At 68.4% G+C, this 23,546-nt stretch carries 27 protein-coding genes; 13 read left to right on the top strand and 14 right to left on the bottom strand.

Annotated elements, in window-relative coordinates; all coding sequences use genetic code 11:
- Positions 1-44 precede the first annotated feature (44 nt).
- Positions 45-1,283: a thiolase family protein gene (locus tag H7J06_RS03320; protein ID WP_264036971.1), complete on the top strand. Its 1,239-nt coding sequence runs from the start codon at positions 45-47 to the stop codon at positions 1,281-1,283.
- On the opposite strand, the gene hadC is transcribed toward H7J06_RS03320, so the two are convergent.
- Both hadC and kasB read right to left on the bottom strand, forming a co-directional pair.
- Positions 1,280-1,750, bottom strand: coding sequence for a (3R)-hydroxyacyl-ACP dehydratase subunit HadC (hadC, locus tag H7J06_RS03315; RefSeq protein WP_264036970.1), 471 nt, complete (start codon positions 1,748-1,750; stop codon positions 1,280-1,282). The genes H7J06_RS03320 and hadC overlap by 4 nt on opposite strands.
- A 49-nt stretch (positions 1,751-1,799) precedes the next feature.
- A complete protein-coding gene (gene kasB, locus H7J06_RS03310; protein ID WP_308205687.1) occupies positions 1,800-3,077 on the bottom strand; it encodes a 3-oxoacyl-ACP synthase KasB in 1,278 nt (425 codons plus the stop codon).
- Between the two features lie 193 nt (positions 3,078-3,270).
- On the opposite strand from kasB, the gene H7J06_RS03305 reads away from it, so the two are divergent.
- Entirely contained in the window at positions 3,271-3,606 is a 336-nt protein-coding gene (locus tag H7J06_RS03305) for a hypothetical protein (protein ID WP_264036968.1), read from the top strand.
- Positions 3,607-3,609: 3 nt separating this feature from the next.
- Here H7J06_RS03305 and H7J06_RS03300 read toward each other — a convergent pair whose 3' ends face one another.
- A complete protein-coding gene (locus H7J06_RS03300; RefSeq protein ID WP_264036966.1) occupies positions 3,610-4,296 on the bottom strand; it encodes a sensor domain-containing protein in 687 nt (228 codons plus the stop codon).
- Positions 4,297-4,305: 9 nt separating this feature from the next.
- Positions 4,306-4,839 carry an Rv2240c family protein gene (locus H7J06_RS03295; protein ID WP_372515224.1) on the bottom strand — a complete coding sequence of 178 codons (534 nt, stop codon included), beginning with the start codon at positions 4,837-4,839 and terminating at the stop codon, positions 4,306-4,308.
- 341 nt (positions 4,840-5,180) lie between these two features.
- On the opposite strand from H7J06_RS03295, the gene H7J06_RS03290 reads away from it, so the two are divergent.
- Genes H7J06_RS03290 through H7J06_RS03280 form a run of 3 tightly spaced genes read left to right on the top strand, consistent with a single transcriptional unit; the run spans position 5,181 to position 7,339 of the window.
- Positions 5,181-5,858, top strand: a complete 678-nt coding sequence (locus H7J06_RS03290; protein WP_264036965.1) for an MspA family porin — start codon at positions 5,181-5,183, stop codon at positions 5,856-5,858.
- A 38-nt stretch (positions 5,859-5,896) separates the two neighbouring features.
- On the top strand, positions 5,897-6,601 hold the full coding sequence (locus tag H7J06_RS03285) for an MspA family porin (RefSeq protein WP_264036963.1): 705 nt from the start codon (positions 5,897-5,899) through the stop codon (positions 6,599-6,601).
- A gap of 39 nt (positions 6,602-6,640) precedes the next feature.
- Positions 6,641-7,339 carry a hypothetical protein gene (locus tag H7J06_RS03280; RefSeq protein ID WP_264036961.1) on the top strand — a complete coding sequence of 233 codons (699 nt, stop codon included), beginning with the start codon at positions 6,641-6,643 and terminating at the stop codon, positions 7,337-7,339.
- Here H7J06_RS03280 and H7J06_RS03275 read toward each other — a convergent pair.
- Together H7J06_RS03275 and H7J06_RS03270 are read right to left on the bottom strand one after the other, a co-directional pair.
- Positions 7,336-7,716 (bottom strand): hypothetical protein, encoded by a 381-nt coding sequence (locus H7J06_RS03275; protein WP_264036959.1) that lies wholly within the window; start codon positions 7,714-7,716, stop codon positions 7,336-7,338. The genes H7J06_RS03280 and H7J06_RS03275 overlap by 4 nt on opposite strands.
- Positions 7,717-7,761: 45 nt before the next feature.
- Positions 7,762-8,580, bottom strand: coding sequence for an arginase family protein (locus H7J06_RS03270; protein WP_264036957.1), 819 nt, complete (start codon positions 8,578-8,580; stop codon positions 7,762-7,764).
- Between the two features lie 100 nt (positions 8,581-8,680).
- Between H7J06_RS03270 and H7J06_RS03265 the strand changes: the two genes are divergently transcribed.
- Positions 8,681-9,790: an aldo/keto reductase gene (locus H7J06_RS03265; RefSeq protein WP_264036955.1), complete on the top strand. Its 1,110-nt coding sequence runs from the start codon at positions 8,681-8,683 to the stop codon at positions 9,788-9,790.
- A gap of 52 nt (positions 9,791-9,842) precedes the next feature.
- Here H7J06_RS03265 and H7J06_RS03260 read toward each other — a convergent pair whose 3' ends face one another.
- Together H7J06_RS03260 and H7J06_RS03255 are read right to left on the bottom strand one after the other, a co-directional pair.
- On the bottom strand, positions 9,843-10,802 hold the full coding sequence (locus H7J06_RS03260) for a ferritin-like domain-containing protein (RefSeq protein ID WP_264036953.1): 960 nt from the start codon (positions 10,800-10,802) through the stop codon (positions 9,843-9,845).
- Positions 10,803-10,913: 111 nt separating this feature from the next.
- On the bottom strand, positions 10,914-11,066 hold the full coding sequence (locus H7J06_RS03255; RefSeq protein ID WP_264037011.1) for a CDGSH iron-sulfur domain-containing protein: 153 nt from the start codon (positions 11,064-11,066) through the stop codon (positions 10,914-10,916).
- Between the two features lie 165 nt (positions 11,067-11,231).
- Here H7J06_RS03255 and H7J06_RS03250 point away from each other — a divergent pair, with 165 nt between their 5' ends.
- Positions 11,232-11,450 (top strand): DUF3072 domain-containing protein, encoded by a 219-nt coding sequence (locus tag H7J06_RS03250; RefSeq protein ID WP_264036952.1) that lies wholly within the window; start codon positions 11,232-11,234, stop codon positions 11,448-11,450.
- A gap of 7 nt (positions 11,451-11,457) precedes the next feature.
- Positions 11,458-12,201 carry a YqjF family protein gene (locus tag H7J06_RS03245; protein WP_372515223.1) on the top strand — a complete coding sequence of 248 codons (744 nt, stop codon included), beginning with the start codon at positions 11,458-11,460 and terminating at the stop codon, positions 12,199-12,201.
- 1 nt (position 12,202) lies between these two features.
- On the opposite strand, the gene H7J06_RS03240 is transcribed toward H7J06_RS03245, so the two are convergent.
- The gene (locus tag H7J06_RS03240) at positions 12,203-12,856 is read right to left on the bottom strand and encodes an enoyl-CoA hydratase-related protein (RefSeq protein ID WP_264036948.1); all 654 of its coding nucleotides are present in this window, start codon (positions 12,854-12,856) and stop codon (positions 12,203-12,205) included.
- 4 nt (positions 12,857-12,860) lie between these two features.
- A complete protein-coding gene (locus tag H7J06_RS03235) occupies positions 12,861-13,349 on the bottom strand; it encodes a GNAT family N-acetyltransferase (RefSeq protein ID WP_264036945.1) in 489 nt (162 codons plus the stop codon).
- An 18-nt stretch (positions 13,350-13,367) separates the two neighbouring features.
- Between H7J06_RS03235 and H7J06_RS03230 the strand changes: the two genes are divergently transcribed.
- Positions 13,368-13,652, top strand: coding sequence for a hypothetical protein (locus H7J06_RS03230; RefSeq protein WP_264036943.1), 285 nt, complete (start codon positions 13,368-13,370; stop codon positions 13,650-13,652).
- Between the two features lie 51 nt (positions 13,653-13,703).
- Here the strand turns inward: H7J06_RS03230 and H7J06_RS03225 are convergent, their stop codons facing one another.
- On the bottom strand, positions 13,704-14,195 hold the full coding sequence (locus H7J06_RS03225) for a lipoprotein LpqH (protein ID WP_275078922.1): 492 nt from the start codon (positions 14,193-14,195) through the stop codon (positions 13,704-13,706).
- 173 nt (positions 14,196-14,368) lie between these two features.
- Here H7J06_RS03225 and H7J06_RS03220 point away from each other — a divergent pair, with 173 nt between their 5' ends.
- From H7J06_RS03220 to H7J06_RS03210, 3 genes are read left to right on the top strand one after another with little or no spacing between them, the layout of a single operon-like run.
- Positions 14,369-15,271, top strand: coding sequence for a haloalkane dehalogenase (locus H7J06_RS03220; protein ID WP_264036939.1), 903 nt, complete (start codon positions 14,369-14,371; stop codon positions 15,269-15,271).
- A 36-nt stretch (positions 15,272-15,307) separates the two neighbouring features.
- Positions 15,308-16,546, top strand: coding sequence for a tRNA guanosine(34) transglycosylase Tgt (tgt, locus tag H7J06_RS03215; protein ID WP_264036938.1), 1,239 nt, complete (start codon positions 15,308-15,310; stop codon positions 16,544-16,546).
- Positions 16,543-17,766 carry a cytochrome P450 gene (locus H7J06_RS03210; RefSeq protein WP_264036936.1) on the top strand — a complete coding sequence of 408 codons (1,224 nt, stop codon included), beginning with the start codon at positions 16,543-16,545 and terminating at the stop codon, positions 17,764-17,766. Before tgt ends, H7J06_RS03210 begins: the two co-directional genes overlap by 4 nt.
- On the opposite strand, the gene H7J06_RS03205 is transcribed toward H7J06_RS03210, so the two are convergent.
- On the bottom strand, positions 17,759-19,129 hold the full coding sequence (locus H7J06_RS03205) for a flavin monoamine oxidase family protein (protein ID WP_264036934.1): 1,371 nt from the start codon (positions 19,127-19,129) through the stop codon (positions 17,759-17,761). The two genes, H7J06_RS03210 and H7J06_RS03205, sit on opposite strands and share 8 nt — an antisense overlap.
- Before the next feature lie 50 nt (positions 19,130-19,179).
- On the opposite strand from H7J06_RS03205, the gene hpnE reads away from it, so the two are divergent.
- The gene (gene hpnE / locus H7J06_RS03200; RefSeq protein WP_264036932.1) at positions 19,180-20,553 is read left to right on the top strand and encodes a hydroxysqualene dehydroxylase HpnE; all 1,374 of its coding nucleotides are present in this window, start codon (positions 19,180-19,182) and stop codon (positions 20,551-20,553) included.
- Here hpnE and H7J06_RS03195 read toward each other — a convergent pair.
- Both H7J06_RS03195 and H7J06_RS03190 read right to left on the bottom strand, forming a co-directional pair.
- Positions 20,550-21,329 carry an amino acid ABC transporter ATP-binding protein gene (locus H7J06_RS03195; RefSeq protein WP_264036931.1) on the bottom strand — a complete coding sequence of 260 codons (780 nt, stop codon included), beginning with the start codon at positions 21,327-21,329 and terminating at the stop codon, positions 20,550-20,552. The two genes, hpnE and H7J06_RS03195, sit on opposite strands and share 4 nt — an antisense overlap.
- Positions 21,326-23,512: an ABC transporter permease subunit gene (locus H7J06_RS03190; RefSeq protein WP_264037009.1), complete on the bottom strand. Its 2,187-nt coding sequence runs from the start codon at positions 23,510-23,512 to the stop codon at positions 21,326-21,328. Before H7J06_RS03190 ends, H7J06_RS03195 begins: the two co-directional genes overlap by 4 nt.
- Positions 23,513-23,546: the final 34 nt, after the last annotated feature.

Here is a 23,546-nt window from a genome sequence, read left to right as displayed (position 1 = left end):
TCGACGCCGTTGACACCGCCGCGAGATCGGTCCAGGCTAAACCAATGGCTGATGCGTTCATCCTCGGTGGCGTGCGGACGCCCTTCGCTCGCTACGGCAGCTCCCTGTCCCACTTTCGCACCGACGACTTGCTCGGAATGACCATGAAGGGCGCCTGCGAGCGGGTGGGGGTCGAACTCGGTGCGGTCGAGGACATCGTCGCCGGCTGCGTGAACCCGGCACACGAGGGGATGGGCGACGTCGGCCGATGGGCGGCGCTGGCGGCCGGCTTTCCCGACAGCGTGGCCGGGGCGACGATCAACCGCTTCTGCGGGTCGTCGCTGAGCGCCACGGTCAACGTCAGCCACGCCATCAAGGCGGGCGATCTCGGCGTCGGCATCGCGTGCGGCGTCGAGTCGATGTCGCGCTCCGGATGGGCGTTGATGAAGGGGGACGCCGCGTTCAGTCCCCGGGGCCCGGTCTTCATGCTGGACACCATGTGGGCCGGTGCGGGTGGGCCACCCAACCCCGCGCTGCTGGCCCGCAACGCCTACATCGCGATGATCGAGACCGCGCAGAACGTCGCCGACCGGTACGGGTTGACCCGCGAGGAGATCGACGCGTTCGCGTTGCGCTCGCAACGAAATGCCAAGGCGGCCCGCGATTCCGGTCGGCTGGCCAAGGAGATCATGCCGGTGACCATCCCGGCGACGCGCAAGACTCCGGAGGTCGTGTTCTCCCACGACGAGTTCATCCGCGACGACACCACCGCCGAGTCGTTGGCCAAGCTCCCGGCTCAGCCGGGCACCACCCAGATGACCGCGGCCAACTCGACGCCGCTGACCGACGGCGCCAGCGCGATCGTCATCGCCTCGGGGGAACGCGCCGCGGAGCTCGGCGTGGAACCCCTTGCGCGCGTGGTGTCCTCAGCCGTGTACGGCATCGATCCGCTCGTCATGGGGCTCGCGCCCGCCTGGGCGATTCCGCTCGCGATCAAGCGGGCCGGGCTGACGCCGGATCAGGTCGACGTGTGGGAGGTGCACGAGGCGTTCAGCGCCCAGGCGCTGGGCGTGGTGCGTGAACTGCCAAATCAATTGGACGGCTTCGTCGTCCCCGACGAGAAGCTGACGCCCAACGGGGGAGCGGTCGCCATCGGGCATCCGTTCGGCGCGACCGGGACGCGTTACGTCCTGACGTTGGCCACCGAACTGCGCGAGCGCAATGCGCGCTACGGGGTCGTCGGCGTCTGCATCGGGTCCGGCCAAGGCGTCGCACTGGTCCTGGAGAACCCGAACGCCACCTAGAGGAAGTCGATCTTCGCGGAGTTCTCGCCCTGCTGGCCCATCAGGGTGGTGTAGGCCTCCATCACGATGTCACCGTCGTCGTGAATACAGGTGTTCTTGCTGACGACGATGTCTGCGCCGAACCGCTCCTGCACGGACACGATGTCGAAGTGGCACCACAGCCGGTCACCCGCCACCACCGGCCGCTTGTAGACGAACTTCTGGTCGACCTGAACGATCTGCATCGATTCGAGGCCGACGTCGACGGTTCTGAAGAAGTCCTTCTGGGCGAGGATCGCGAACAACGTCATGAACGTGGCCGGTGCGACCAGTCCGGGGTAGCCCAGTTCGGCGGCGGCCTTCTCGTCGAGGCTGGCGGGATCGTCGCACTTGATGGCGGCGGCGAACTCGCGGATCTTCTCGCGTCCCACCTCGAAGTAGTCGGGGTATTCGTGATGCATCCCGCGGATGTCGGTCTTCAATGCCATGGGCTGCGAATACGCCTCTCGCGACGGGGTTCTGGGTCGTCCGGGGTGGTCAGTACCTTCCGAAGGCGAGCGCGACGTTGTGTCCGCCGAAACCGAACGAGTTGCTGATGGCGTACTGGTAGTTGCCGGTACGGGGTTCACCCGCGACCACGTCCAGGTCGACCTCGGGATCGAGGTTGGTCAGGTTGAGCGTCGGCGGGACGACGCCGTCGCGCAACGCCAGCACGGTCAGGACCGACTCGACGGCGCCCGCGGCGCCCACCGAGTGACCCAACGCCGACTTGGGTGCGTAGACCGCCGCGGAGTTGCCGATGGCGCGGTTGATGGCCGCAGCCTCGGCCACGTCGCCGACCTTGGTACCGGTGGCGTGGGCGTTGACGTGGTCGATGTCGCCCGGCGTCAGCCCGGCCAGTTGGACCGCGCGGGTCATCGCGTGCCCGGCGCGTTCACCGTTGGGGTCCGGCGCCACGATGTGGAAGCCGTCGGAGGTGATGCTGGCGCCCATCAACCGGCCAATGATGTTCGCGCCGCGGGCCTTCGCGTGCTCCTCGGTCTCGATCACCATCAGGGCCCCGCCCTCGCCGAAGACGAAGCCGTTGCGGTCGACGTCGAATGGGCGGCAGGCGCCCTCCGGGTCGTCGTTGGTGTTGGACAGCACGATGCGCATCTGCGCGAACGCGGCGATCGGCACCGCCTCGATCCGGTTCTCCACGCCACCGCAGACCGCGATGTCGGCCTCGCCGAGGACGATCTGTCGCCACGCCTGGGCGATGCCCTCGGATCCGGACGCGCACGCCGACACCGGCGTGATGACGCCGGCCTTGGCGTGCCGGTCGAGGCCGACGGCGGCCGCTGGCCCGTTGGGCATGTACATCTGGACCGCGAGCGGCGACACCGCGGCCATGCCGCGCTCGCGCATGTCGTCCCATGCGAAGACGAGCGCCTCGGTGGCGCCCATGCCGGTGCCGATGGACACCGCCAGACGGTTGGTGTCCACCTCGGGGTTGCCGGCGTTCTCCCACACCCGTCGGCCCAGCACGGTGGACATCCTCTGCACGTAGCCCAGGCGCCGCTTCTCGATGCGGGTCAGATCGGCCTCGAAGTCCTCGTGCAGGTGACCGCCGATGCGGACCGGCAGGTTGAACTCCTCGACGTACGGATCGTCGAGCAGGCGGATGCCGCTCTGCCCGTCGAGCAAGGCCTTCCAGGTGTCGTCGGCGCCGGCGGCGACCGACGTCGTCATGGCGACGCCGGTGATGACGACGTTCGGAAGACCGTTTCCGGTGCTCAGACCGGCGACCTGGGACGAGTTGACTGATGTCGGCACGAGAGAGACCCCCACGATGAAGTGCACGAGTGGTTGGCCCTCTGCTGGACCTGCGGAGTGCTCCGCGGCACGCGGGACTGGCGTCGAACTGGCAGCGCCACGCGGCTCTTAGGAATCTTATACAACTCGCCTTGTCAGCGCACCTGGGCTGTGTGACCTGGGCGAACCTACGCACCCGGCGTACTCTCGAAGTGTGCTCGGTGCGTTGCGGTACGGCGTGTGGACGGCCTTTGCTGTGGCCGGTGCGCTCGTCTGTGCGCCGGCCGCAGCGGCCGATCCGTCGTCGCTCGCGGGCCAGTCCGCGGATGCCGCCGTCGCCGACTTGCAGGCTCAGGGATACAACGTCCAAATCAACTGGGTCACCGGTTACGACACCAAGCCGCTGTCGGACTGCTGGGTGACGAGTGTCAACGACCCCGGCCACCTCGCGCCGACCGACGGCACGTTCACGACCGTCTACGTCGACGTCGCCTGCCCGAACGGGGACGACGGCGGATTCCGTTTCGGGGGCGGGATCGGGATCGGTTAGCCGCTAGCGCGGGAGCTTGGCCACGATCGCGTCGGCCACGGCCGAGGCGGCGGTGACGGTGCCCAGATCACGCTTGCACGCCTGGACGTCGACGATCACGTTGTCGTCGACGGCAAGTACGCGTTGGCAGGAGGCGACCCCGTTGGCGTCACCCCGGGTGAACGGGATGGCCAGTTTGTCGTCAGTCGTGGAGAGCGCGCCGCTGCGCCACTTGGGCAGTGGTTGGTCGTTGAGGGTGATGTTGACGTTGTGGTTGGTGCACTTCGACCAGCGGTCCGCCGACTGGGTGAAGAAGGCGCGGGCGGCGTCGGTCGACGGGTAGTTGACGACGGATTGCACGACCAGGGTGTTCCAGGCGTCGGTGTCCGGCGATCGCAACAGCTCCTGGCGCAGGGCGATCCAGCCGTCCTTGCCGTAGACGCCGGCCTCGTTGACCTGCCAGATGCCAAGGCAATTCAGGTTGGGCAGCAGATTGCGGTGATCGCTCATCACCTCGACGCGCGGGTGCGCGGTCATCCCGGTGGTGCCCACCGCGGAGTTCACCTGATCGGCGCTCAGTAGAACCCCGTCAAGGGCGTTGGCGGGGACCAGTTCCGGCGGCCCGGGCGGTGGCGTGGCCTCGGTCGAACACGAGGAGAGCACCAGCATCGACGCGGCCGCAATGGCGAAAAGGCTTGCAGTAAAACGCATTACCGGTCGTCAGGCATGCGTGCCCGCCGCAGCGCAGGCCTGCTGCGCGTTGGTGGCGTCGTTGTTCATCTCGGTCGCCGTCGAGTTCAGGCTGTCGCCGGGGATGCGCAGTGCCATCTTCAGGAGGAGCTTGGTGGCGTCGGCCGACCACGCCCTCATCGGATCGGCCACGCTCGGGTCGAGTCCCGGGGTGTTCGCCGAGTCCATCGCCACGCCCGCGGCTTGGCGCAGGGCGGTCCGGCCGACCTGGTTGCTGCTCTGCACGGCAGGGTCGTTGTAGTCCGAGCCCTCGAACGAGTCGGAGAACTCTCCGTAGTAGGTCGCCGCACCGTCGAGTGCTTGAGCGAAGTTGCCGCACGCCACGACGGCGGCGGGGGCGGCGCCGTCGGACATCGGCACGGCGTCGACGGCCACCCCGGGATCCTGAGGGGGGTCTTCGTCGGCGAAGGCCGTTGGCACGAAGGCCAATCCCATGCCCAGAGAGATCGCGGACACCGCTGCTGCTCGCTTCCACACGCCGGATGACGTCAAGACTTCCTCCATGGTGTTCGATTAGCGGCCCACAACCGCGCCGACGGTCCCGTCTCCCGGGTGTCGTCGGTCATCACGGTCGGACAGGCACGTGTCCAAATGGTGAACGGACGGCCAATTGCCGGCATCCAACACCGATCCATCGGACGAACCGACCCTGTGAGCTCGTTGGCAGGGCAATTCTCCTGCAATTCAACGCCTTCCGTGCTCGTCAACCAACGCACGCTGGACGGAAATGGAATGGCAACCGTTGGCCTTCCGTTCACCGCACGGCAACCCGGCCATTGGATGCTTCGCCGCGACAGATCCGTTATGTGCTTGAGATTTCGACCACGAGAGGCGCCGATTCACTCATGTTGAACCGTTTTGCGACGCTGGCAGCTGTTTGCATTGCCATCCCGGTCGGGACGGCGCCCATTGCGCTAGCCGATCCGCCGGCACCGGACCCGGCCGTGCAGCCCGTCGGCGCGCCCGTTCCCCCGCCGGACACCGGAGCCGTTCCCTCGGCCGCCCCCGGCATCCTGAACACCCCCGACGGATGGACGCTTACGGTCGTCGGTAGCAACGAGACTCAGCTGCCGGTGGCACCGCTGACCACGGCCATCTCGTCACGCGAGTACCTCATCTCGGGCACGTTCACCGGCACGATCACCGGCGGCGGCAAGACGAAGCTGGCCGGCGGAAGCATGGAGGCCGGTGAGCAGATCGGCTGCGGCATCATCTCCGACGAGACGGAGATCAACCCCGGTGCGAGCATCACGCCCGGATTGGGAGCATTGGGCGCCCCCTCGTTCAGCGCGGGAATCAGCCTCCAGGGCAAGGTGTACCTGAAGCCGGGCACGGTCACCACCGTCGCGCTCGACAAGAAGTCCTTCAAGGGAACCTCGACCCGCATCACCCTCACCGGGGTGCGCGTCAAGACCGACCAGTGCGCGGGACAGTCGTTCATTCGCTCCTACGCCACGTTGACCAGCTCGACTGACAACACCGACGACGTCATCACCTACCTCGGCGTCACCAAGTCCGTCTAGTAGCCGGCCGCCCACTCCGAAACTCGAAAGGCTTATCCATGTTCAATCGTGTTCCCCTGCTGGCTACGGCTTGCATGCTGTTCTCGATGGGCGCCGCGCCGGTCGCGCTGGCCGACCCGCCGCCGCCGGACCCAGCCGTCGCACCGATCGGTGACCCCGGCCCGCCGCCGGACAACGGAATCGTCGGCTCGTCCGAACCGGGCGTCGTCACCACCCCGGACGGGTGGACGCTGACCGTCGCGGCATCCAACGAGACCGAACTTCCCATCGCACCGCTGACCACGGCGCTGTCGTCCCGCGAATACCTGGTGGGTGGCACCTTCACGGGCACGGTGACGGGCAAGGGCAAGACCACGCTGAACGGTGGCACGCTCGAGGCCGGCTACCAGATCGGCTGCGGCATCGAGCTCGGCCAGGTCCGCCTCATCGGACAGGCCGGCGTCACCGTCAACGCGGGAATCGGTGTCACCGGCGGCAGCCTCACCGGTCTCGGCATCGGCGGCGTCTCGTTCCCGCTGTCCGGCACCATCGAGATTCACCCCAAGCCGGGCACGGTCTCCACGGTCACCGTGGACAAGAAGAGCTTCAAGGCCGCCCCGGTGCGCGTGACGCTCAAGGACACCCACGTCAAGGTCGACGGCTGCGTCGGACAGTCCTTCCTGCGGTCCTACGCCACGCTGACCAGCTCGACGACGGACACCGACGACGTGGTGGCCTACTACGGCATCACGAAGTCCGTCTGACGCAACACCTTCCGGGCCACACATCGAAGAACGAGGCACATGGCAATGATTGACCGACATCGCATCATCGCCGCCGCGTGTGGCCTGGCTGCCGTCGGAGCGGCGGTCGCCTTCCCGGCGACCGCCGTGGCCGACGACCTTCCCCCCGGCCCGCTGCCGGTCCCGGCCGACCCGGCGCTGCCGCCGCCTCCTCCGGCCCCTCCGGTCGGACCCGCGGTGCCGATGCTGGGGAACCTGGGCCCGGCCGGTCTCGACGTGCTCGCGCAGAACAACGCGCCCGCGGTGCCCGGTGCGCTAGGGGCACCGGCGGTGGTGGGTCTCGACCAGAACAGCCTGCTGGGCCAGAACCCGGTTCCCGAGGCACCCAACGGCGGCACCGGTACCGTTCCCAATCTCAACGTGTTCAACAACGCTTACGGCGCTCAGCAGCTCAACGACGTGCCGTCGGCGCCTGGGCAGGGGACGCAGTTCGGCGTTGCCCCCGGTGACGAGAACGCCGACGTTCGCAAGGGCATCTGGTTCGGGCGCTGGATCGACCTGCAGCGCGACGGCAGGACCTACGGCGGCCTCGGTCAGGCGCCTCAGCAGCAACTCGGTGAGCCGTTGCCGGGCACCGCGCCGCCGCCCGGGACCGTCATCCCGCCGGGATTGGTGCAGTTCCTGCCGGATCCCGCCGACGGCCCGACGCCGCCGCCCGGTCTCATCCTGCCGCCGCCTCCTCCGCCGCCCGCAGGCTAGGGCAGCGGCTCGGGGACGGGCAGGTCGATCAGACCGTTGAGGTCGGCGTCGGCTTGCTCGTCGGGGAGGGCGCGTGCCGGGAGCACGATCAGCGGCCGCTCGTCGGGGTCGGCGTCGGCCCGCATCGGTGCGGCGCAACCCATTCCGAACTTGGTGGGTGCGGGTACGCCCGCGTTCTGGACGCAACACGCGCTGATCACGGCGTCGGCGTCCTGATCGGGAGCGGGCACGGTGGTCGAGGTGCACTGGGTGTAGGCGTCGACGTCGAAGACCGGCGCGGCCCGTGCGACGCCGATCGGGCCGAGCGCGCACGTTGCGGCAGCGGCGAACACGGGCAGGACGAGCCGACGACGTGCGACTCTGCTGCCCGTGACCATCTCTGCTTTCTATCAGAGGGCGGCGTGGTCCGGTGCCGGAACCTCTCACGACCATCGCGTCCACAGGGGTGTCAGGGCGTCGACGAGTGGCCGGGCGTAGTCGGCGTGGTCGTCGGGGTCGGCGGCCTCGAATTCGGCGATCTCGACGCCGACGACCTCGTTGCGGCCCAGTCGACGCGCGACGTGCGCCAGGTCGTCGAGGCCAAGCCCACCGGGTACCCGATAGTCGGTGGGGACCGTGCCTGGCTCGAGGACGTCGCAGTCCAGGTGAACGTAGACGGGTGAGTCGCCCACGTAGCCGTCGAGCTGGTCCATCAGGTGCGGGCCCGCGGCGAGCTTGATGGTTCCCTCGTCGACCAACGCTTGTTCGGGTGGGTCCAGATCGCGGCTTCCGCCCAGCACGATGCGCTCGGGTGCGAGCCCCGATCCGAGACCGGAATCCCACCAGCCGACGGCCGCACTGAGGACGAGACCGCCGAGGTAACCCGTCGTCGAGTCGTCCGGTGTGTTGAGATCGGCGTGCGCGTCGAACCACACCACGACGGCGTCTGGCCGCAGCTCCGCGACGTTCGGCAACGTCGCCAGGGACGCGGCGCATCGCGACGCCGCCAGGACTGGTATGTGGCCCTGAGTCAGTATGCCGCCGTGGATGTCTCGTAACTCTGTGAGTCCGGGCAGGGCGTCAGGAAGCGCGCACTCCCACGGTGCCGACGTCGCGGGTCGGGGGTCGCCGACCGTGGTGGGCTCCAGCCCAAGCCGCCGGCTCAGCTCCCGGCCGACGATCGGCGCGCCCGCCATGCCACGCTCGTTGTGGTCACCGGTGGGTCCGACGAACACGATGAGCTCGAGGTCTTCGGCAGCCATGCCGGGAATGCTAGTGATGGCGTCGGCCGGGACGCCACGCAATTACGTCGCCTCGATTTATGGACTTGCGGGTCCATTTCCTACGGCGCACGCTGACGTCATGGCACTCGATCAGTATTACCTCCTCGGCACCTCGGGCCTGCGTGTCAGTCGGCTTGCCCTGGGCACCATGAACTTCGGCACGGGCGGCTATCACGCCGCCTACGGCAAGACTCTCGACGAGAGCCGGCCGATCTTCCGCCGCTACCTCGACGACGGCGGCAACTTCGTCGACACCGCGGACTTCTACACCGCCGGCGAGAGCGAGACGATCGTCGGCAGGCTGGTCGCCGAGGCGAAGGCGCGCGACCGGGTGGTGCTGACCACCAAGTTCACCAACAGCGTGGCGCCCGGCGATCCGAACGCAGGCGGAAACGGCAGGAAGCACATGATCCGTGCACTCGAGGACTCGCTACACCGGTTGGGTACCGACTACGTCGACCTCTTCCTGCTGCACACCTGGGATCGGCTGACGCCGGTCGACGAAGTGCTGCGCACGTTCGACGACCTGGTTCGGGCGGGCAAGGTCCGCTACGCCGGGTTGTCCGACGTGCCGAGTTGGTATGCCGCGCAAGCGCAAACGTTGGCACGAACCCAGTCGCTGACGCCGATGATCAACCTGCAGTTGCCCTACTCGCTGGTCGAACGACAGCTCGAGGTCGAGCACCTGCCGATGGCGCAGACACTCGGCTACGGGATCACGGCGTGGAGCCCCCTCGGCGGTGGCTTCCTCAGCGGAAAGTACCGACACGACGCCGCACGGGGACTTGCGGGCGACGGGCGGCTGAGCACCCCCGGCGGGTCGGGACTTCCCCTGACGGAACGGGACTGGCGTCTGCTCGAGCCGCTGGAGTCGGTCGCCAATCAACTGGGCGTGACGATGGCGCAGGTGGCCGTCAACTGGGTGGCCACTCAGCCCGGCATCTCCTCGGCGATCGTCGGGGCGAGCAGCGCGGACCAGCTCGGGTCCACGATGGCGGCCCTGGACTTCGAGCTGCCCGCCGAGCTGCGGAAGATCCTGGACGAGGCCAGCGCCGTGGCCCCCGAGTCGGTGTACCGGATGTTCACCCCCGGGTACCAGAGCCAGCTGGTCAACGCGGGGGTCAAGGTCGGCGACGAGCCCGACGGCTACCGAGCCGTCGTCCGAAATTGGTTGCCGCAGAACGCATGACGAAAGCCCCGCGGTCCGGGTGGGACCGCGGGGCTTTGCGACGTACGTGGGATCAGCTGATGCCGACGACTTCCTGGGCGATGGCGGCGATGCGGGTCTGCGCCGCCGACACCACGCCCTGACGCGCCTTGTGCGCCTCTTCGTAGGCGAGGATCGTGCGGACGTCGGCCGGGCTGCTGAGTGCCTTGATGGCGCTCACGGCCTCGGACACGTTCAGCTCGTCGTACCCGTCGACCGGCAGCTCGTCGGCGTCGAGGGCGCCGGTGGCGCTGCGAGCGGAGTGCAGGACGTCGGCGGCACGCTCCGCGCCGCCGTCGCGGATGACGGCCTCCGCGGTCTCCAGTGCGGCGTCACGCGACGCCGTCACGGTCTTGCTCGCGACGTCGCCGACGCGCTTGCCGCGGCTGATCAGTTCACTCACGGCCAGCGGCGTGGCGCGCACGGTGTCGACGGCCTTGTCCAGGCTGCGGACCGACCAGTTGACCGGCACGTTGACCAGCTGGATGGCGGTTCCGGCAGCGGCCTGCAGCGGCGTGCGGCGCAGGGCGGCGGGCCCGCCGAGGGCGTCCTCGGCGAGGACGGTGGTCAGCCAGTCCACGGTGGCGGAGTGCGCGGTGATGAGTCGCGAGGCGAGGGCCTCGACGTCGGACTCCTGCGCGGCAACGGCGAGCGCCTTCACGTAGCGCGCCCGGTCGAAGAGCTGGTGCTCCAGTGCGAGATCGCCCAGCAGCGCCTCGTCGAACGGCTGCGCCTGCTCGGTCAGGGCCTTGACGGCGGCGGCGGCGCGTCCCAGGAACGGGCCGATCACGTCGGGGCGGCCGCCCAGCTGGCGGATCGCCTTTTCGATGGCCTCGGCGCGGTCCCGTCCGTTGTCGGCGTTCTGCGTCAGCTCCCGTCGGACGGCCTCGGTACGGGCCTGGGCAACGCGTGTTTCGGCGACCTGAATCTCGGTGTTGGTCAGGTCGAGAAGCGCGCGCAATTGTGCGATCAGGGTATTCGTGGTGGTACTCATGGGGTTCGCCCCTTCGGCGTTGATGGGTCTCGGCGCGGGGTGCACCTTCCCAAGTTGCGTACCCGTCGCGCCATCTGATAACCGCCTCGACGCCGCATTGTGGTCCAGGTCTCAGGGGGTGGAGCGGCGCCGCTTGCGGTGGCTCGTGTCGCACAGCGGGTAGGTCTTGCTGCGTCGACAGGTGCAGATCGCCACCATGAACCTGTCGGATTCGACGGTCGAGCCGTCGGGCGTCTCGACGCGCACGGGACCCTGAACCATCATCGGACCGCCCGCCGTCAGGCGGACGAGCCTGACGTCGTCGTCGGTGGTCGTGGGTTCCTCGTCGATGGGCACTGCTGGCGGGTGCCCCGGGGTCACCCACCCGAAACTGCCGGGCAGGTTTCGAACAGACGTGCGACGGATATTCGGTGCCTGGAGGTGATGTCAGTGAGCGACGATGCGCAGCAGGCGCCGAGCGAAACAGCTGAGAAGGATACGTCGGAATGGGTTACCGGTGACGAGCCGATGACCGGTCCGCAACGCAGTTATCTGCACACGTTGGCCCAGGAAGCCGGGCGGGAGGTGCCCGACGACCTGACGAAGGCGGCGGCGTCGGATCTGATCGACGAACTGCAGCAGCAGACCGGTCGGGGCGCCAACGGCTAGTGACACGATGGGCAACGTGTCCGAGTCGTTGCCCGAGGGATTCGCCGTCACGGCACCTGCGGTGCCGCGGCCGGTGTTCACCCGCCAATTCTGGGGTGATCTGACCTTCGTGCACTGGCCGGTGGACCCGGGCGCCGTCGCGCACATGTTTCCCGACGGCGCCCGGCCGGACGTGTTCGGCGCCGGCGTGACGTACGTGGGTCTGGTGCCGTTCGCGATGAGCCAACTGTCGCTGGGCATTCCGCGCGCGATTCCCTACTTTGGGCGGTTCCTCGAGACCAACGTGCGGCTGTACTCCACCGACGACGACGGCCGCCACGGCGTGCTCTTCCGGTCGTTGGAGACCGCGCGGCTGGCCGTCGTGCCCGTGAGCCGCACGGCACTGGGCACGCCGTACACGTGGGCACGGATGCGGATGACCCGGGAGGGCCGACGCATCACCTACGACAGCGTGCGACGACTTCCGCACCGCGGACTCCGCAGCAGGGTCGGCGTCGAGGTGGGCCCGCTCGTCGACCCCACTCCCCTCGAGACCTGGCTCACCGCGCGATGGGGCGCACACACCCGCAAGGCCGGCCGCACGTGGTGGGTGCCCAACGCGCACGTACCCTTCCCCCTCCACTCGGCCAGGATCGTCGAACTTGCCGACGATCTGGTCGCGGCCAGTGGCGTGGAACCGGTGGGCGAACCACTCCGCGGGCTGTACTCGCCAGGAGTGTGGGCCAGCTTCGGCAGACCTACCCCGCTATGACCTAGGACGCGAGCGCGGCGACGGCCGGGCCGTACATCGTGGCCTTGATGGCTCCCAGCGTCCCGGGGTCCTTCCCGCCGAGAGGCGAAAGCAGGGCGACCGCGTCGCCCACGACGGAGTCATCGGCGGCGGTCGCGTCGACGATGCGGACGGTCAGTGCGTCGCCGCCGCCGAAACGCCGTCCGGTGGTCATTGACGCCACGGCGGCCGCCGGGGTCAGCTTGGCCTGGATCAGCGCGGCCATGCCCGGGGTGAACGGGATGCGGATGTCCACCTCGGGGAAGCAGAAGAAGCCTCGATCGCTACGCATGACGCGGTAGTCGTGGGCCACCGCGAGCATCGCGCCCGCACCGAAGGCGTGCCCGTTGAGTGCGGCGGCGGTCGGCATCGGACACGTCAGCACGCGGGAGAACAGGGCGTGGACGCGTCCGACGTAGGACTGCATCTGGTCGCCGTGCGCCAACAGCCAGTCGAGGTCCAGACCGTTGGAGTAGAACTTCCCCGTCCCGGTGGTGACCAGCCCGCCGGCCCCCGCCGAGACGACCTCGGCGATCCGACCCTCGAGTTCGTCGAGGAAGTCCAGCGAGAATCGGTTCTCGTCGTCGCCAAGGTCGAGGACGGCGATCGTGTCGGTGTGGGTCACGGTGATGGGCATGGATTCACTCCTCGATGGTGGGGGACGGCGGGCCGTCGGCGAGCACTGCCTTGGCAAAGAACACGCGGTGATAGCCGTCTTGGACGCCGCGACTGGTCTCGCGGAAGCCCTGTCGGGGATAGAACTCGAGGTTCTCCGTCATCGCCTGGTTGGTGCACAGCCGAATTTCCTTCAGGTCCTGTTCCCGTGCGTCTTGGTCGGCCCTCGACAGCAGGACCCGCCCGTGGCCGCCACCCTGGGCCGTCGGCGCGACGGCGACGACGTCGAGCAGCAGGTGGTTGGGCTGGGCCTGCGTGACGAGGACGCCGACGATCTCGTCGCGGTGGTCGACCACCCAGACCCTGGACGTCTCAAGCAGTTCCGCGTAGTCGGCGGACATCGGCGCCGGTGGCCTGCCGATCCGGTCGACGTACTTGCCGAAGGCGGCCGCGACGAGTCGTCGAATGCCCTCGACGTCGTCGTGGGTGGCCCTCCTCGGATGCGACTCGCTCATCCCGGGGACACTAGTCCGATGAGCATCCGCTTCGTCCGTCGTGGCGACGGCGTGGCCTACGAGTTCAGGCGAGAGCGCGAGTCGCCCGAGGACGAGTTGGTCTACCGTCGGGTCGACCTGGAGTTGTTCTGTCGGCGTCTACCCGACTTCGGTTGGTGCGTAGTCGATCCGACGGGACAGGTGTTGAGCCGCCCCTTCGACGGCGCCGGAACCGGCGCGCTGCCACCGGTGGGCGCATGGGTGAGCCGCAAAGGTGATGCGGCCTACGTGTACGACCTGCGCATGGAGACCGGCGAAGGTTAGGCGGCGACACCCATGTGGGGGAGCCGCCGCCGGCTCGCTCTCGGAGTCTGTCTACGGGCAGGTGAACTCGAGTTCGAAGGGCTTCTTCGCGGGCTGCAGCGGGTTGGCCATGTCGATGCCGAAGGCGTTGCCAGTGATCGTGTAGGTGTTGCCGACCTTGGTTGCCGTGGCGTCACCCTGGCCGCCACCCATCGCGAGGGTGATGCCGTCGACGTTGCCCAGGCCCACGGACGTGACCGTCGGCGGGTCGGATTCGCTGATGACGGCGGCGATCCCGGTCATGGACTCGCCGATGGCGACGTTGAGGTTGCCGCCCATGGAGGCGCACACGACCTTGCCGCCGACGTCCTTGGGCTTGCCGTCGATGGTGACCTTGGTGGCCGCAGCGGCTTCGGCGGTCGTCGAGGCCGCACTCGAACTGCTCGACGAGGACGAACTCGAACTGGAGCTCGAGCTCGAACTCGAGGACCCCGTCGACGACTTGTCCCCCGACGAACAGCCCGCGAGGCCGGCGACGACGATGGCGGCGCCCCCCACGACCATCAGCACTTGCTTCACGTGTGTTCTCCTCGTCGTCGATGCAATCCATCAAGATCAACGGACCGTCCCACGAATTATGGTGTGAGACGGCACGGCGGACACGGGATTGCCCGAATTGCCCGACGCCGACGCGCCCACGGCGGCATCCGGGGAACGGGCGGCGTAGGTTCGCGAAGGTGAAGTCGCTGCGCACTCCGGACGACCGCTTTGCCGCCCTGTCGGACTTTCCATACCCGCCGCGGTACTGCGACGTCGACGACACCGACGGCGGACGCCTCCGCGTCGCCTGGGTCGAGGACGGTCCCGCCGACGCCGACCCGGTACTGCTGTTGCACGGCGAACCGTCCTGGTCCTACCTCTACCGTCGGATGATCCCGATTCTGGTGGCGGCCGGTCACCGCGTCGTCTGTCCCGACCTGGTGGGATTCGGTCGGTCGGACAAGCCCACCGAGATCGGTGACCACAGCTATGCCAGGCACGTCGAGTGGATGCGGGCGGCGCTCTTCGACGAACTGGACCTGCAGCGCGTCACGGTCGTCGGCCAGGATTGGGGTGGGCTCATCGGCCTGCGGCTGGCCGCCGAACACCCCGAACGCGTCGCGCGGATCGTGGTCGCCAACACGGGGTTGCCCACCGGCGACCTGCCGATGCCCGACATCTGGTGGCAGTTCCGCAAGGCGATTCAGGGGATGCCCGAGATCGAGGTCGGTCGATTCGTCCAGTCCGGCTGCCTGCGTCCCATGGCCGACGAGGTCCGTGCGGCCTACGACGCGCCGTTCCCCGACGATTCGTACTGTGCGGGGCCGCGGGCGATGCCCGGTCTGGTGCCCACCTCGCCGGACGACCCCGCGAGCGCGGCCAACCTGAAGGCCTGGGTGACGTTGCGCGACAGCCCAACTCCGATGCTGGTGGCCTTCAGCGACGGCGATCCGATCACCGGAGCCATGGGTCCGATCTTCATCAGCCAGATGCGCGGCGCCCAGGGCGTCGAGCACCCCGTGATCCACGGTGCCGGGCACTTCCTCCAGGAGGATGCCGGCGAAGAGCTCGCCGATGCGATCGTGCGCTTCCTGGCCTAGGGGCGCGAGGCACTCGCGATGTGAGAACGTACAGCGGTGAGCACCCCGCCGTACTTCGAGGTCAAGGCCCAACTGCCAGGAAGGTCCGGCCGGGTCGGCGTCATCCACACCCCGCACGGCGACGTGCACACGCCGGCGTTCATTGCGGTCGGAACGGCGGCGACCGTGAAGGCCGTGCTGCCCGAATCCATGAGTGACGTTGGCGCCCAAGCTATTCTGTCCAACGCCTATCACCTCTACCTGCAACCGGGTCCCGACGTGGTCGACGAGGCCGGCGGTCTCGGCGCCTTCATGAACTGGCCGGGGCCGACGTTCACCGACAGCGGCGGCTTTCAGGTGCTCTCGCTTGGCGTCGGCTTCAAGAAGGTCCTCTCGATGGACGCCGGACGCGTTCAGGCCGACGACGTGATCGCCGAGGGCAAGGAGCGTCTGGCGCACGTCGACGACGACGGCGTGACGTTCCGCTCGCACAAGGACGGGTCGATCCACCGGTTCACCCCGGAAGTGTCCATCGGCATCCAACATCAGCTCGGCGCCGACATCATCTTCGCCTTCGACGAGCTGACCACCCTGATGAATACCCGTGGCTACCAGGAGGGTTCGGTGCAGCGGACTCATGACTGGGCGGTGCGCTGCCTCACCGAGCACCGCCGCCTCAGCCGAGAGCGGTCACACAAGCCGGCCCAAGCGCTGTTCGGGGTCGTGCAGGGCGCACAGTACGAGGACTTGCGCAGGCAAGCGGCCAAGGGCCTTGCCGACATCGTCGACGACGAGGGGCGGGGCTTCGACGGCTACGGCATCGGTGGGGCGTTGGAGAAGCAGAATCTGGCCACGATCGTCGGCTGGGTCACCGACGAGCTGCCCGACGACAAACCACGCCACCTGCTGGGCATAAGCGAGCCCGACGACCTGTTCGCCGCGGTGGCCGCGGGCGCGGACACGTTCGACTGCGTGTCGCCGTCGCGAGTGGCGCGCAACGCCGCGGTGTATTCGGCGACGGGCCGCTACAACATCACCGGAGCGCGGTACAAGCGCGACTTCACCCCCATCGACGCCGAGTGCGACTGCTACACCTGCGCCAACTACACCCGGGCGTACATCCACCACCTGTTCAAGGCCAAGGAGATGCTGTCCTCCACGCTGTGCACCATCCACAACGAGCGGTTCGTCATCCGCATGGTGGACCAGATCAGGGCGGCGATCTCGGCGGGGGAGTTCGACGAGCTGCGCGACCACGTCTTGGGGCGCTACTACGCGCGCACAATGGGACGATGACGACCACCGCCGAGCCGCAGGGGCTGCTGATGCAGCTGCTGGACCCACAGAATCGCGCCGACCCGTACCCGGTGTACCGCCGCATCCTCGACGGCGGTCCGATCCTGATGCCGGAGAGCAATCTGGTCGTGTTCTCGTCGTTCCAGGACTGCGGCGACGTGCTGCGGCACCCGTCGTCGGCGAGTGACCGGCTGAAGTCCACGGTCGCCCAGCGTGAGATCGCCAAGGGCGCCGTGCCGCGACCGTTCGGTCAGCCGGGCTTCCTCTTCCTCGACCCGCCCGACCACACCCGGCTGCGCAGGCTTGCCCAGCAGGCGTTCGCGCCGAAGCGCGTCAGGGCGCTCGAGGCCGACGTGGTGGCGATGGTCGACGGTCTGCTCGACCGGGTGAGCGGCGACCTGGACGCCATCGCCGATCTCGCGTACCCGTTGCCGGTCGCCGTGATCTGCCGGATGCTCGGCGTACCGATCGAGGACGAGCCGCAGTTCAGTCGCGCCTCGGCGTTGCTGGCGCAGGGTCTCGACCCGTTCGTCACGTTCACCGGCGAACTCCCGGACGACGTCGACGACCGGATGAACGCCGGCCACTGGCTGCGCGGCTACATCGCCGGCCTCGTCGAGGAACGCCGGTCCGACCCCCGGGAGGACCTGATCTCGGCGCTGATCGCGGCCGAGCAGGACGGCGACCAGCTGACCACCGAGGAGATCGTCGCGACGTGCAACCTGCTGCTGATCGCGGGTCACGAGACGACCGTGAACCTGATCGCCAACGCGATCCTGGCGATGCAGCGCGAGCCACGGCACTGGGCTGCGCTGGCCGGCAATCCCGACCACGCCGCCACGATCATCGAGGAGACCCTGCGGTACGACCCTCCGGTTCAGCTGGCCGGGCGGACGGCGGCCGAGGACATGACCATCGGTGACGTGACGGTGCCCAAGGGTGACACGATGATGCTGCTGCTGGCCGCCGCGCAACGCGACCCGGCCGCGTTCGACCGACCCGACGCGTTCGAACCGGACCGAGACGACCTGCGACACTTGGCATTTGGCCACGGCGTGCACTTCTGCCTCGGCGCACCCCTGGCCCGGCTCGAGGCCAGGGTAGCGCTGACGGCGTTGACCAGGCGGTTCCCGAACGCCGCCCTCGCCGGCGAGCCGGTGTACAAACCGAACGTCACGCTGCGGGGCATGGCCTCGTTGCCGCTCGGCATCGCTAGGTGAGGGAGTCGACGACCGCCAACGCCGCGCGCTCGCCCGCCTCGACGGCCCCCTCCATGTAGGCGCTCCAGTGGGTGGCCGTGTCGGTGGACGCCCAGTGGATCACGCCGATCGGTGCCGCGAGCGCTTCACCGTAGGTGGTCCACACGTGCGGGCCGTGGTTGGCGTTGTAGCAGCCGCGGGTCCACTGCCGATCCGACCATTCGCCGTCGACGTAGCACTCCGGTGTCGCGGCCTTGGCGCCGAAGTGGCGCACCAACTCCGCGGTCAGCGCGGAGCGTCGTTCGTCGGCGGGAAGACGCCCGAAGGTGCGCGCCTGATCACCTTCCAGGAACAGCAGGATCACCCCGTGGTCGTCACCGGGAAGGCAGCTGTCGTTGGACATTCGCGCCGGGCCGACGTCGGAGATGAGCTGCCCGTTGAATCCGTCTGCGCGCCAGAAGGGTTCGTCGTAGACGAAGAACGCCTTCATCGCCGAGCCGTTGGGCAGCCGCTGAGTCAGCTGATCGCGGATCCCGGACAGCGGCGGGTCGTAGAGAATCCGGCCGGCCAACGTCGGTGAGATGGCGACGATGACGCGGCGGCCGCGGGCCACCAGTCCGCCGCGGCAGTGCACGGTGACGCCGTCCTTCGCGTGCTCGATGGTCTGCACCGGGGCGTGGAGCACGATGTGGTCGGCGATGAGTGCCGCGAGCCGCCGGGGGATCTCACCCGTGCCGCCGACGAACCGGGTGGTCTGGGCGCCGCCCTCGGATTCGGCGAAAAGTTCGGCGGTCACGCCGCAGGTCTGAATGGTGAACAGCAAGTGCAGGAACGACACCTCGACGGTCGGCACCGCGAGAATCCCGACGGTGCAAATCTCCAGCAGGGTCCGCGCGACCGGCGACAGGCCCTGGTCGTCGTACCAGGTGCCCGCGCTGATGACGTCCCACTCGTCGGCCCGCGGCGCCAACCACGGAGCCTCGACCGGCACGTCGGCGGCGAGCTCGTCCAGACGGCGCAGGACGCGCTCCAACTCGGCCAGCTCGTCGGCGAATCGGGAGTGAAAGTCATTCTCCCGCAACACCCCGGAGCCGCCGAGGTCGTAGGACGTCTCACCCTCGTCGTACTGCGGGAAGGTCTCGACGCCGAGCTCGTCGGCCAGCCGGAACATCCGCTCGTGTGTGTCGCCGATCCACTGTGCGCCGAGCTCGACGCTCACCCCCGGCAGCACGTCCTCGGTGAGGATGCGTCCGCCGACGCGGTCGTCGGCCTCGAGGACGACGGGCGTCAAGCCCGCGGCGAGCACCGTCCGGGCGGCGACCATTCCCGAGAGCCCGGCTCCGACGATGACGACGTCGGCGTCGACGGACGTGCGAGGTGACATGGACGTCACTCTCCCAGATCACCCCGCTCGACCAGGCGTAGGTTGGCGAGATGGTCGTCGGACGAGGGCGATACGTGGTCGTCGGGGGCGGGCTGGCCGGCCTGGCCTCGGCGGTTTGGCTGGCCGAGGCGGGCATGGACGTCACGTTGCTGGAGCGGCGTGGGCGGCTCGGTGGCCGGACGCAGGCGATGCGGGCCGATCGGGTCGACGATCTGCCCGACAACGGCCAGCACGTCATCGCCACCGGGTACGAGCACCTCTTCCGGTACCTCACCAGCGTCGGCACCCGTGAGTTCGTCGTCTTTCCCAAGAGGTCTACGCTGCGCTGGCCGGACGGGCGCAAGAAGGTGGTGCAGACGACGGGCTTCGGCGCGGTGCGCACCCTGTTCGGCGTGCATCCCGACGCGACCGCCGCCGACCGGCTGCGCGCCGCCCGTGCCACCCTGCGGCTCGGCTGGCAGGCGCTGCACCCACCAACCGACCTGGCCGACCTGAGCACCGGACAATGGTTCGACCGGCTCGGCATGCCGGCGCCGGCGCGAGAAGCGTTGTGGGACTGGCTCGCGCTGGGAATCGCTGCCGAACCGGTGGAGCGTGGTTCGGCCGCGGTTTTCGCGAAGGTGTTGGCCACCGGCTTCCGGATGGCGGTGCGGCATCGCACGCCGGTGACCATCGGCTATCCCACCGTCGACCTCGACACCCTCTTCGTCACGGGCGCGCTCCGGGTCTTCGAGCAGCGCGGCGTCGACGTCCGCTACCGGGCGGTGGCGCGACGGATCGAGATCGACGACGGCGTGGTCACCGGCGTGCTCCTCGACGACGGATCCAGGGTGCCCGCCGACGGCGTCGTGTGCGCGGTCCCCAACTCCAACGTCGCGGGCTTGCTCGACGACCTGCCGGAGCACGCCGAGATCTATTCCGCCGCAGACAAACTGGGCTACACCCCGATCGTCAGCACCAACCTGTACCTGGACCGGCCGCTGGGCACCGAGTCGGCGTTCGAGGGACTGATCGGCGGAACGGGCGTCGTCGACGAGGTCTTCGACCGGCAGATCATGCACGGCAGGAGCACCGGCCGCGGGTGGCTCTACTGCCTGACGACCAGCGGCGCCTACGAGCAGATCACGAAGGCGGGCGACGACGTCGTGGCCGAACAGATGGCGCTGCTGCGGCGGTACTACCCGGCCGCCGTCGCCGCGGAAGTCGTCGAGGCACAGGTGGTCAAGATGCCCAGGGCGACCTTCTCGCAGGTGGTCGGGTTGGATTCGCTGCGGCCATCGCAACGCACGTCGGTGCCGTCCCTCGTGCTGGCGGGTGACTGGACCGCCACCGACTGGTCGGCGACGATGGAGAGCGCCGCCCAAAGTGCCGCCCTCGCAGTCGAATTGCTGCTCGCGCACGCTCGCGGAAGGGGGGAGCCCTAGAGCGGGTTCAGGATGCGGTCGAGGAACTGTCGGGTGCGGTCTTCCTTCGGATGGCCGATGACCTCGTCGGGGGTGCCCTGCTCCAAGATGACGCCCTGATCGGTGAACAGCACCTGGTTGGATACCTGGCGGGCGAACTGGATCTCGTGGGTGACGATCACCAACGTCCACCCCTCCACCGCGAGATCCTTGATCACCGACAGCACCTCGCCGACCAGCTCGGGATCGAGCGCGGAGGTGGGCTCGTCGAACAGCACCAGCTTGGGCTTGAGGGCCAGCGCACGGGCGATGCCGACGCGTTGCTGCTGACCGCCCGACAGCTGGAACGGGTACTGGTCCTTCTTGTCGGCCAGTCCGACCTGGTCGAGCAGCACGAGCGCATCGGCGACGGCCTCGTCCTTGGGACGCTTCTGCACGATGACGGGCCCCTCGATGACGTTCTGCAGCACCGTCTTGTGCGGAAACAGGTTGTGGCTCTGGAACACGAAGCCGCTGCGCGACTGGAAGCGACGAATGTCGGGTTTCGGTGTCGGAGTGGCGAAGTCGATCTCGACGTCGTCCACCCGGATCACCCCGGCGTCGGCCCGGTCGAGCGCGTTGAGCGTGCGCAGCAGCGTCGTCTTGCCCGACCCCGACGGGCCGATGATGGCGGTTGCGGTGCCGCGCTCGACCTTGAACGAGACGCCCTTGAGCACCTTGTTGTCGCCGAAGGCCTTCTCGACGCCCTCGGCGACGACGCGGTAGTCGGTCGCCGTTTCCTCGGTGCTGTCGCTCATCGCGCCACGTACCTCTCCAGTCGGTGTTCCAGGCGGCCCTGGCCGAACGACAGCACCAGGCAGATCACCCAGTAATACGCTGCCGCTGTGCCGTACAGGGCGAAGAACTCGAACGTCGGCGCCGCGACGATCTGGGCCTGCCGCAACAGTTCGGTGACCAGGATCGTCGACGCCAGCGACGTGTCCTTCACCAGCGAGATCAACGTGTTGGACAGCGGCGGCACCGCCACGCGGGCGGCCTGCGGCAGGATGATGCGCTTCAGTGCGCCAACGTAGTTGAAGCCGATCGTCTCGGCGGCCTCCCACTGGCCCTTCGGGATGCTTTGGATCGCCGAGCGGATGATCTCCGCCCCGTAACCGCCGACGTTGAGGCTGAACGCGATCACCGCCGCCGGGAACGGGTCGATCTTCACCCCGAGCTGAGGCAGCGCGTAGAACACGATGAACAACTGCACCAGCAGGGGAGTGCCGCGGATGATCGAGATGTAGAACCGCGCGACGTTGGTCACGACGACGTTCGGCGACAACCGGGCCAGCGCCACCGCAAGGGCGATCACCAGACCGAGGGCGAAGCTGATGATCGTCAGCGGGATGGTCGCGGTGATCGCGGCCTTGGCCAGCGGCCACAGGTTGTCCAGGATCAGCTGCCACGCCGAGCGCACCGGCGGCGCGTTCTGCTGCGCACCACCGGTCTGCGGCGCCTGCCCCGCCTGCCCGGCGCCGGTGGCGTCGGCCTTGAGGTACTTCTGCGAGATCTGGGCGAGCTTGCCCGACGCGCGAAGCTGGTCGATGGCGCCGTTGAGTTCGGGGAGGTAACCGCTGTCCTTGCGGGCGGCGATCGCCTGTTCGCTCTTCTCGTCGGTCTTCGCCGCGATCTTGATGGACTTGTCGCCCGTCTCGGCGAGGTAGGCGTACACCGCGATGCTGTCGTTCACGGTGGCGTCGACGCGGCCCTGGTTCAGCAGAGTGATCGCCTGCGAGAAGCCCTCCACCGACTCGACGTTGGCACCGGCGTCGCGGGCGACCTGCGCCCAGTTGCTGGTGATCGACTGCGCCGTCGTCTTGCCCTTCAGGTCGGCCAGACTCTTGATCGAGTCGTCGTCGGCCTTGGTGACGATGACGCCCTCGCCCACCGAGTACGGCTCTGACAGGTCGTACTTGGCCTGGCGCTCGGGCGTGAGGGTGACCTCGTTGGCCACCACGTCGAACCGGTTGGCCTCCAGCGCGGCGAAGATGGAATCCCACGGCGTCTCGACGAATTCGACCTTGACGCCCAGGTTCTCGGCAACCGCCTTCGCCACGTCGACGTCGTAGCCGGCGAGCTGGCCGGTCGCCGGGTCGTGGTAACTGAACGGCGAATACGTGCCCTCGGTGCCGACGCGCAGCACACCCGACGACCTGATCGGCGTCGACGGCGGTGTTCCCGTCGCATCGGCCTTGAGGTACTTCTGCGAGATCGTGGAAAGCGTTCCGTCGGCCCGTAACTCGCCGAGCGCCTTGTCGAGCTCGGGAAGCATGCCGCTGTTCTTCCGGGCGGCGAGGGCCTGCTCGCTCTTCTCGCCGACGGTGCCCGCGATCTTCACCGACTTGTCGCCGGTCTCGGCGAGGTAGGCGTAGACGGCGATGCTGTCGTTGACGACGACGTCGACGCGGCCCTGGTTGAGCAGCGTGATGGCCTGGCTGAAGCCGTCGACCGACTCGACCTTGGCGCCGGCCTTGCGGGCGACCTCCGACCAGTTGCTGGTGGCGTTCTCCGCCGCGGTCTTGCCCTTCAGGTCGGCGAGCGACGTGATCGAGTCGTCGTCGGCACGCGTGACGATGACGCCCTCGCCGACGGTGTAGGGCTGTGACAGGTCGTACTTGGCTTGGCGTTCCGGGTTGACGGTCACCTGGTTGGCGACGACGTCGAAGCGGTCCGCTTCCAGCGCGGCGAACATCGAATCCCACGGTGTTTCGACGAATTCGACCTTCACGCCCAGCTTCTGACCGACGGCCTTGGCGACGTCGACGTCGTAGCCGACGAGTTCGCCGGTGGCGGGATCGTGAAAGCTGAACGGCGAGTAGACGCCTTCAGTGCCGACGCGCAGCACCCCAGCCGACTTGATGGGGTCGGCGGTCTTGTCCGACGACCCGCAGGCGGCCGAGCCGAGGATCACCGCAGCGACGACGAGGACGGCGAGCATTGCCCGCCGGAAGTATCCGAACACCGGCGGAAGC

Origin of the sequence: Mycolicibacterium hodleri (assembly GCF_025822245.1) — a bacterium.
Lineage (GTDB): Bacteria > Actinomycetota > Actinomycetes > Mycobacteriales > Mycobacteriaceae > Mycobacterium > Mycobacterium hodleri.
The sequence above is the reverse complement of the archived record's forward strand: the minus strand, read 5'-3'. Positions and strand labels throughout refer to the sequence as shown.

Coding starts and splice junctions, on each gene's coding strand:
- H7J06_RS03320 (WP_264036971.1), top strand. CDS start 45: ATGGCTGATGCGTTCATCCTCGGTGGCGTGCGGACGCCCTTCGCTCGC.
- hadC (WP_264036970.1), bottom strand. CDS start 1,750: ATGGCATTGAAGACCGACATCCGCGGGATGCATCACGAATACCCCGAC.
- H7J06_RS03300 (WP_264036966.1), bottom strand. CDS start 4,296: ATGCGTTTTACTGCAAGCCTTTTCGCCATTGCGGCCGCGTCGATGCTG.
- H7J06_RS03295 (WP_372515224.1), bottom strand. CDS start 4,839: ATGGAGGAAGTCTTGACGTCATCCGGCGTGTGGAAGCGAGCAGCAGCG.
- H7J06_RS03290 (WP_264036965.1), top strand. CDS start 5,181: ATGTTGAACCGTTTTGCGACGCTGGCAGCTGTTTGCATTGCCATCCCG.
- H7J06_RS03285 (WP_264036963.1), top strand. CDS start 5,897: ATGTTCAATCGTGTTCCCCTGCTGGCTACGGCTTGCATGCTGTTCTCG.
- H7J06_RS03280 (WP_264036961.1), top strand. CDS start 6,641: ATGGCAATGATTGACCGACATCGCATCATCGCCGCCGCGTGTGGCCTG.
- H7J06_RS03275 (WP_264036959.1), bottom strand. CDS start 7,716: ATGGTCACGGGCAGCAGAGTCGCACGTCGTCGGCTCGTCCTGCCCGTG.
- H7J06_RS03270 (WP_264036957.1), bottom strand. CDS start 8,580: ATGGCTGCCGAAGACCTCGAGCTCATCGTGTTCGTCGGACCCACCGGT.
- H7J06_RS03265 (WP_264036955.1), top strand. CDS start 8,681: ATGGCACTCGATCAGTATTACCTCCTCGGCACCTCGGGCCTGCGTGTC.
- H7J06_RS03260 (WP_264036953.1), bottom strand. CDS start 10,802: ATGAGTACCACCACGAATACCCTGATCGCACAATTGCGCGCGCTTCTC.
- H7J06_RS03255 (WP_264037011.1), bottom strand. CDS start 11,066: ATGATGGTTCAGGGTCCCGTGCGCGTCGAGACGCCCGACGGCTCGACC.
- H7J06_RS03245 (WP_372515223.1), top strand. CDS start 11,458: ATGGGCAACGTGTCCGAGTCGTTGCCCGAGGGATTCGCCGTCACGGCA.
- H7J06_RS03240 (WP_264036948.1), bottom strand. CDS start 12,856: ATGCCCATCACCGTGACCCACACCGACACGATCGCCGTCCTCGACCTT.
- H7J06_RS03235 (WP_264036945.1), bottom strand. CDS start 13,349: ATGAGCGAGTCGCATCCGAGGAGGGCCACCCACGACGACGTCGAGGGC.
- H7J06_RS03230 (WP_264036943.1), top strand. CDS start 13,368: ATGAGCATCCGCTTCGTCCGTCGTGGCGACGGCGTGGCCTACGAGTTC.
- H7J06_RS03225 (WP_275078922.1), bottom strand. CDS start 14,195: ATGGTCGTGGGGGGCGCCGCCATCGTCGTCGCCGGCCTCGCGGGCTGT.
- H7J06_RS03210 (WP_264036936.1), top strand. CDS start 16,543: ATGACGACCACCGCCGAGCCGCAGGGGCTGCTGATGCAGCTGCTGGAC.
- H7J06_RS03205 (WP_264036934.1), bottom strand. CDS start 19,129: ATGTCACCTCGCACGTCCGTCGACGCCGACGTCGTCATCGTCGGAGCC.
- hpnE (WP_264036932.1), top strand. CDS start 19,180: ATGGTCGTCGGACGAGGGCGATACGTGGTCGTCGGGGGCGGGCTGGCC.
- H7J06_RS03195 (WP_264036931.1), bottom strand. CDS start 21,329: ATGAGCGACAGCACCGAGGAAACGGCGACCGACTACCGCGTCGTCGCC.
- H7J06_RS03190 (WP_264037009.1), bottom strand. CDS start 23,512: ATGCTCGCCGTCCTCGTCGTCGCTGCGGTGATCCTCGGCTCGGCCGCC.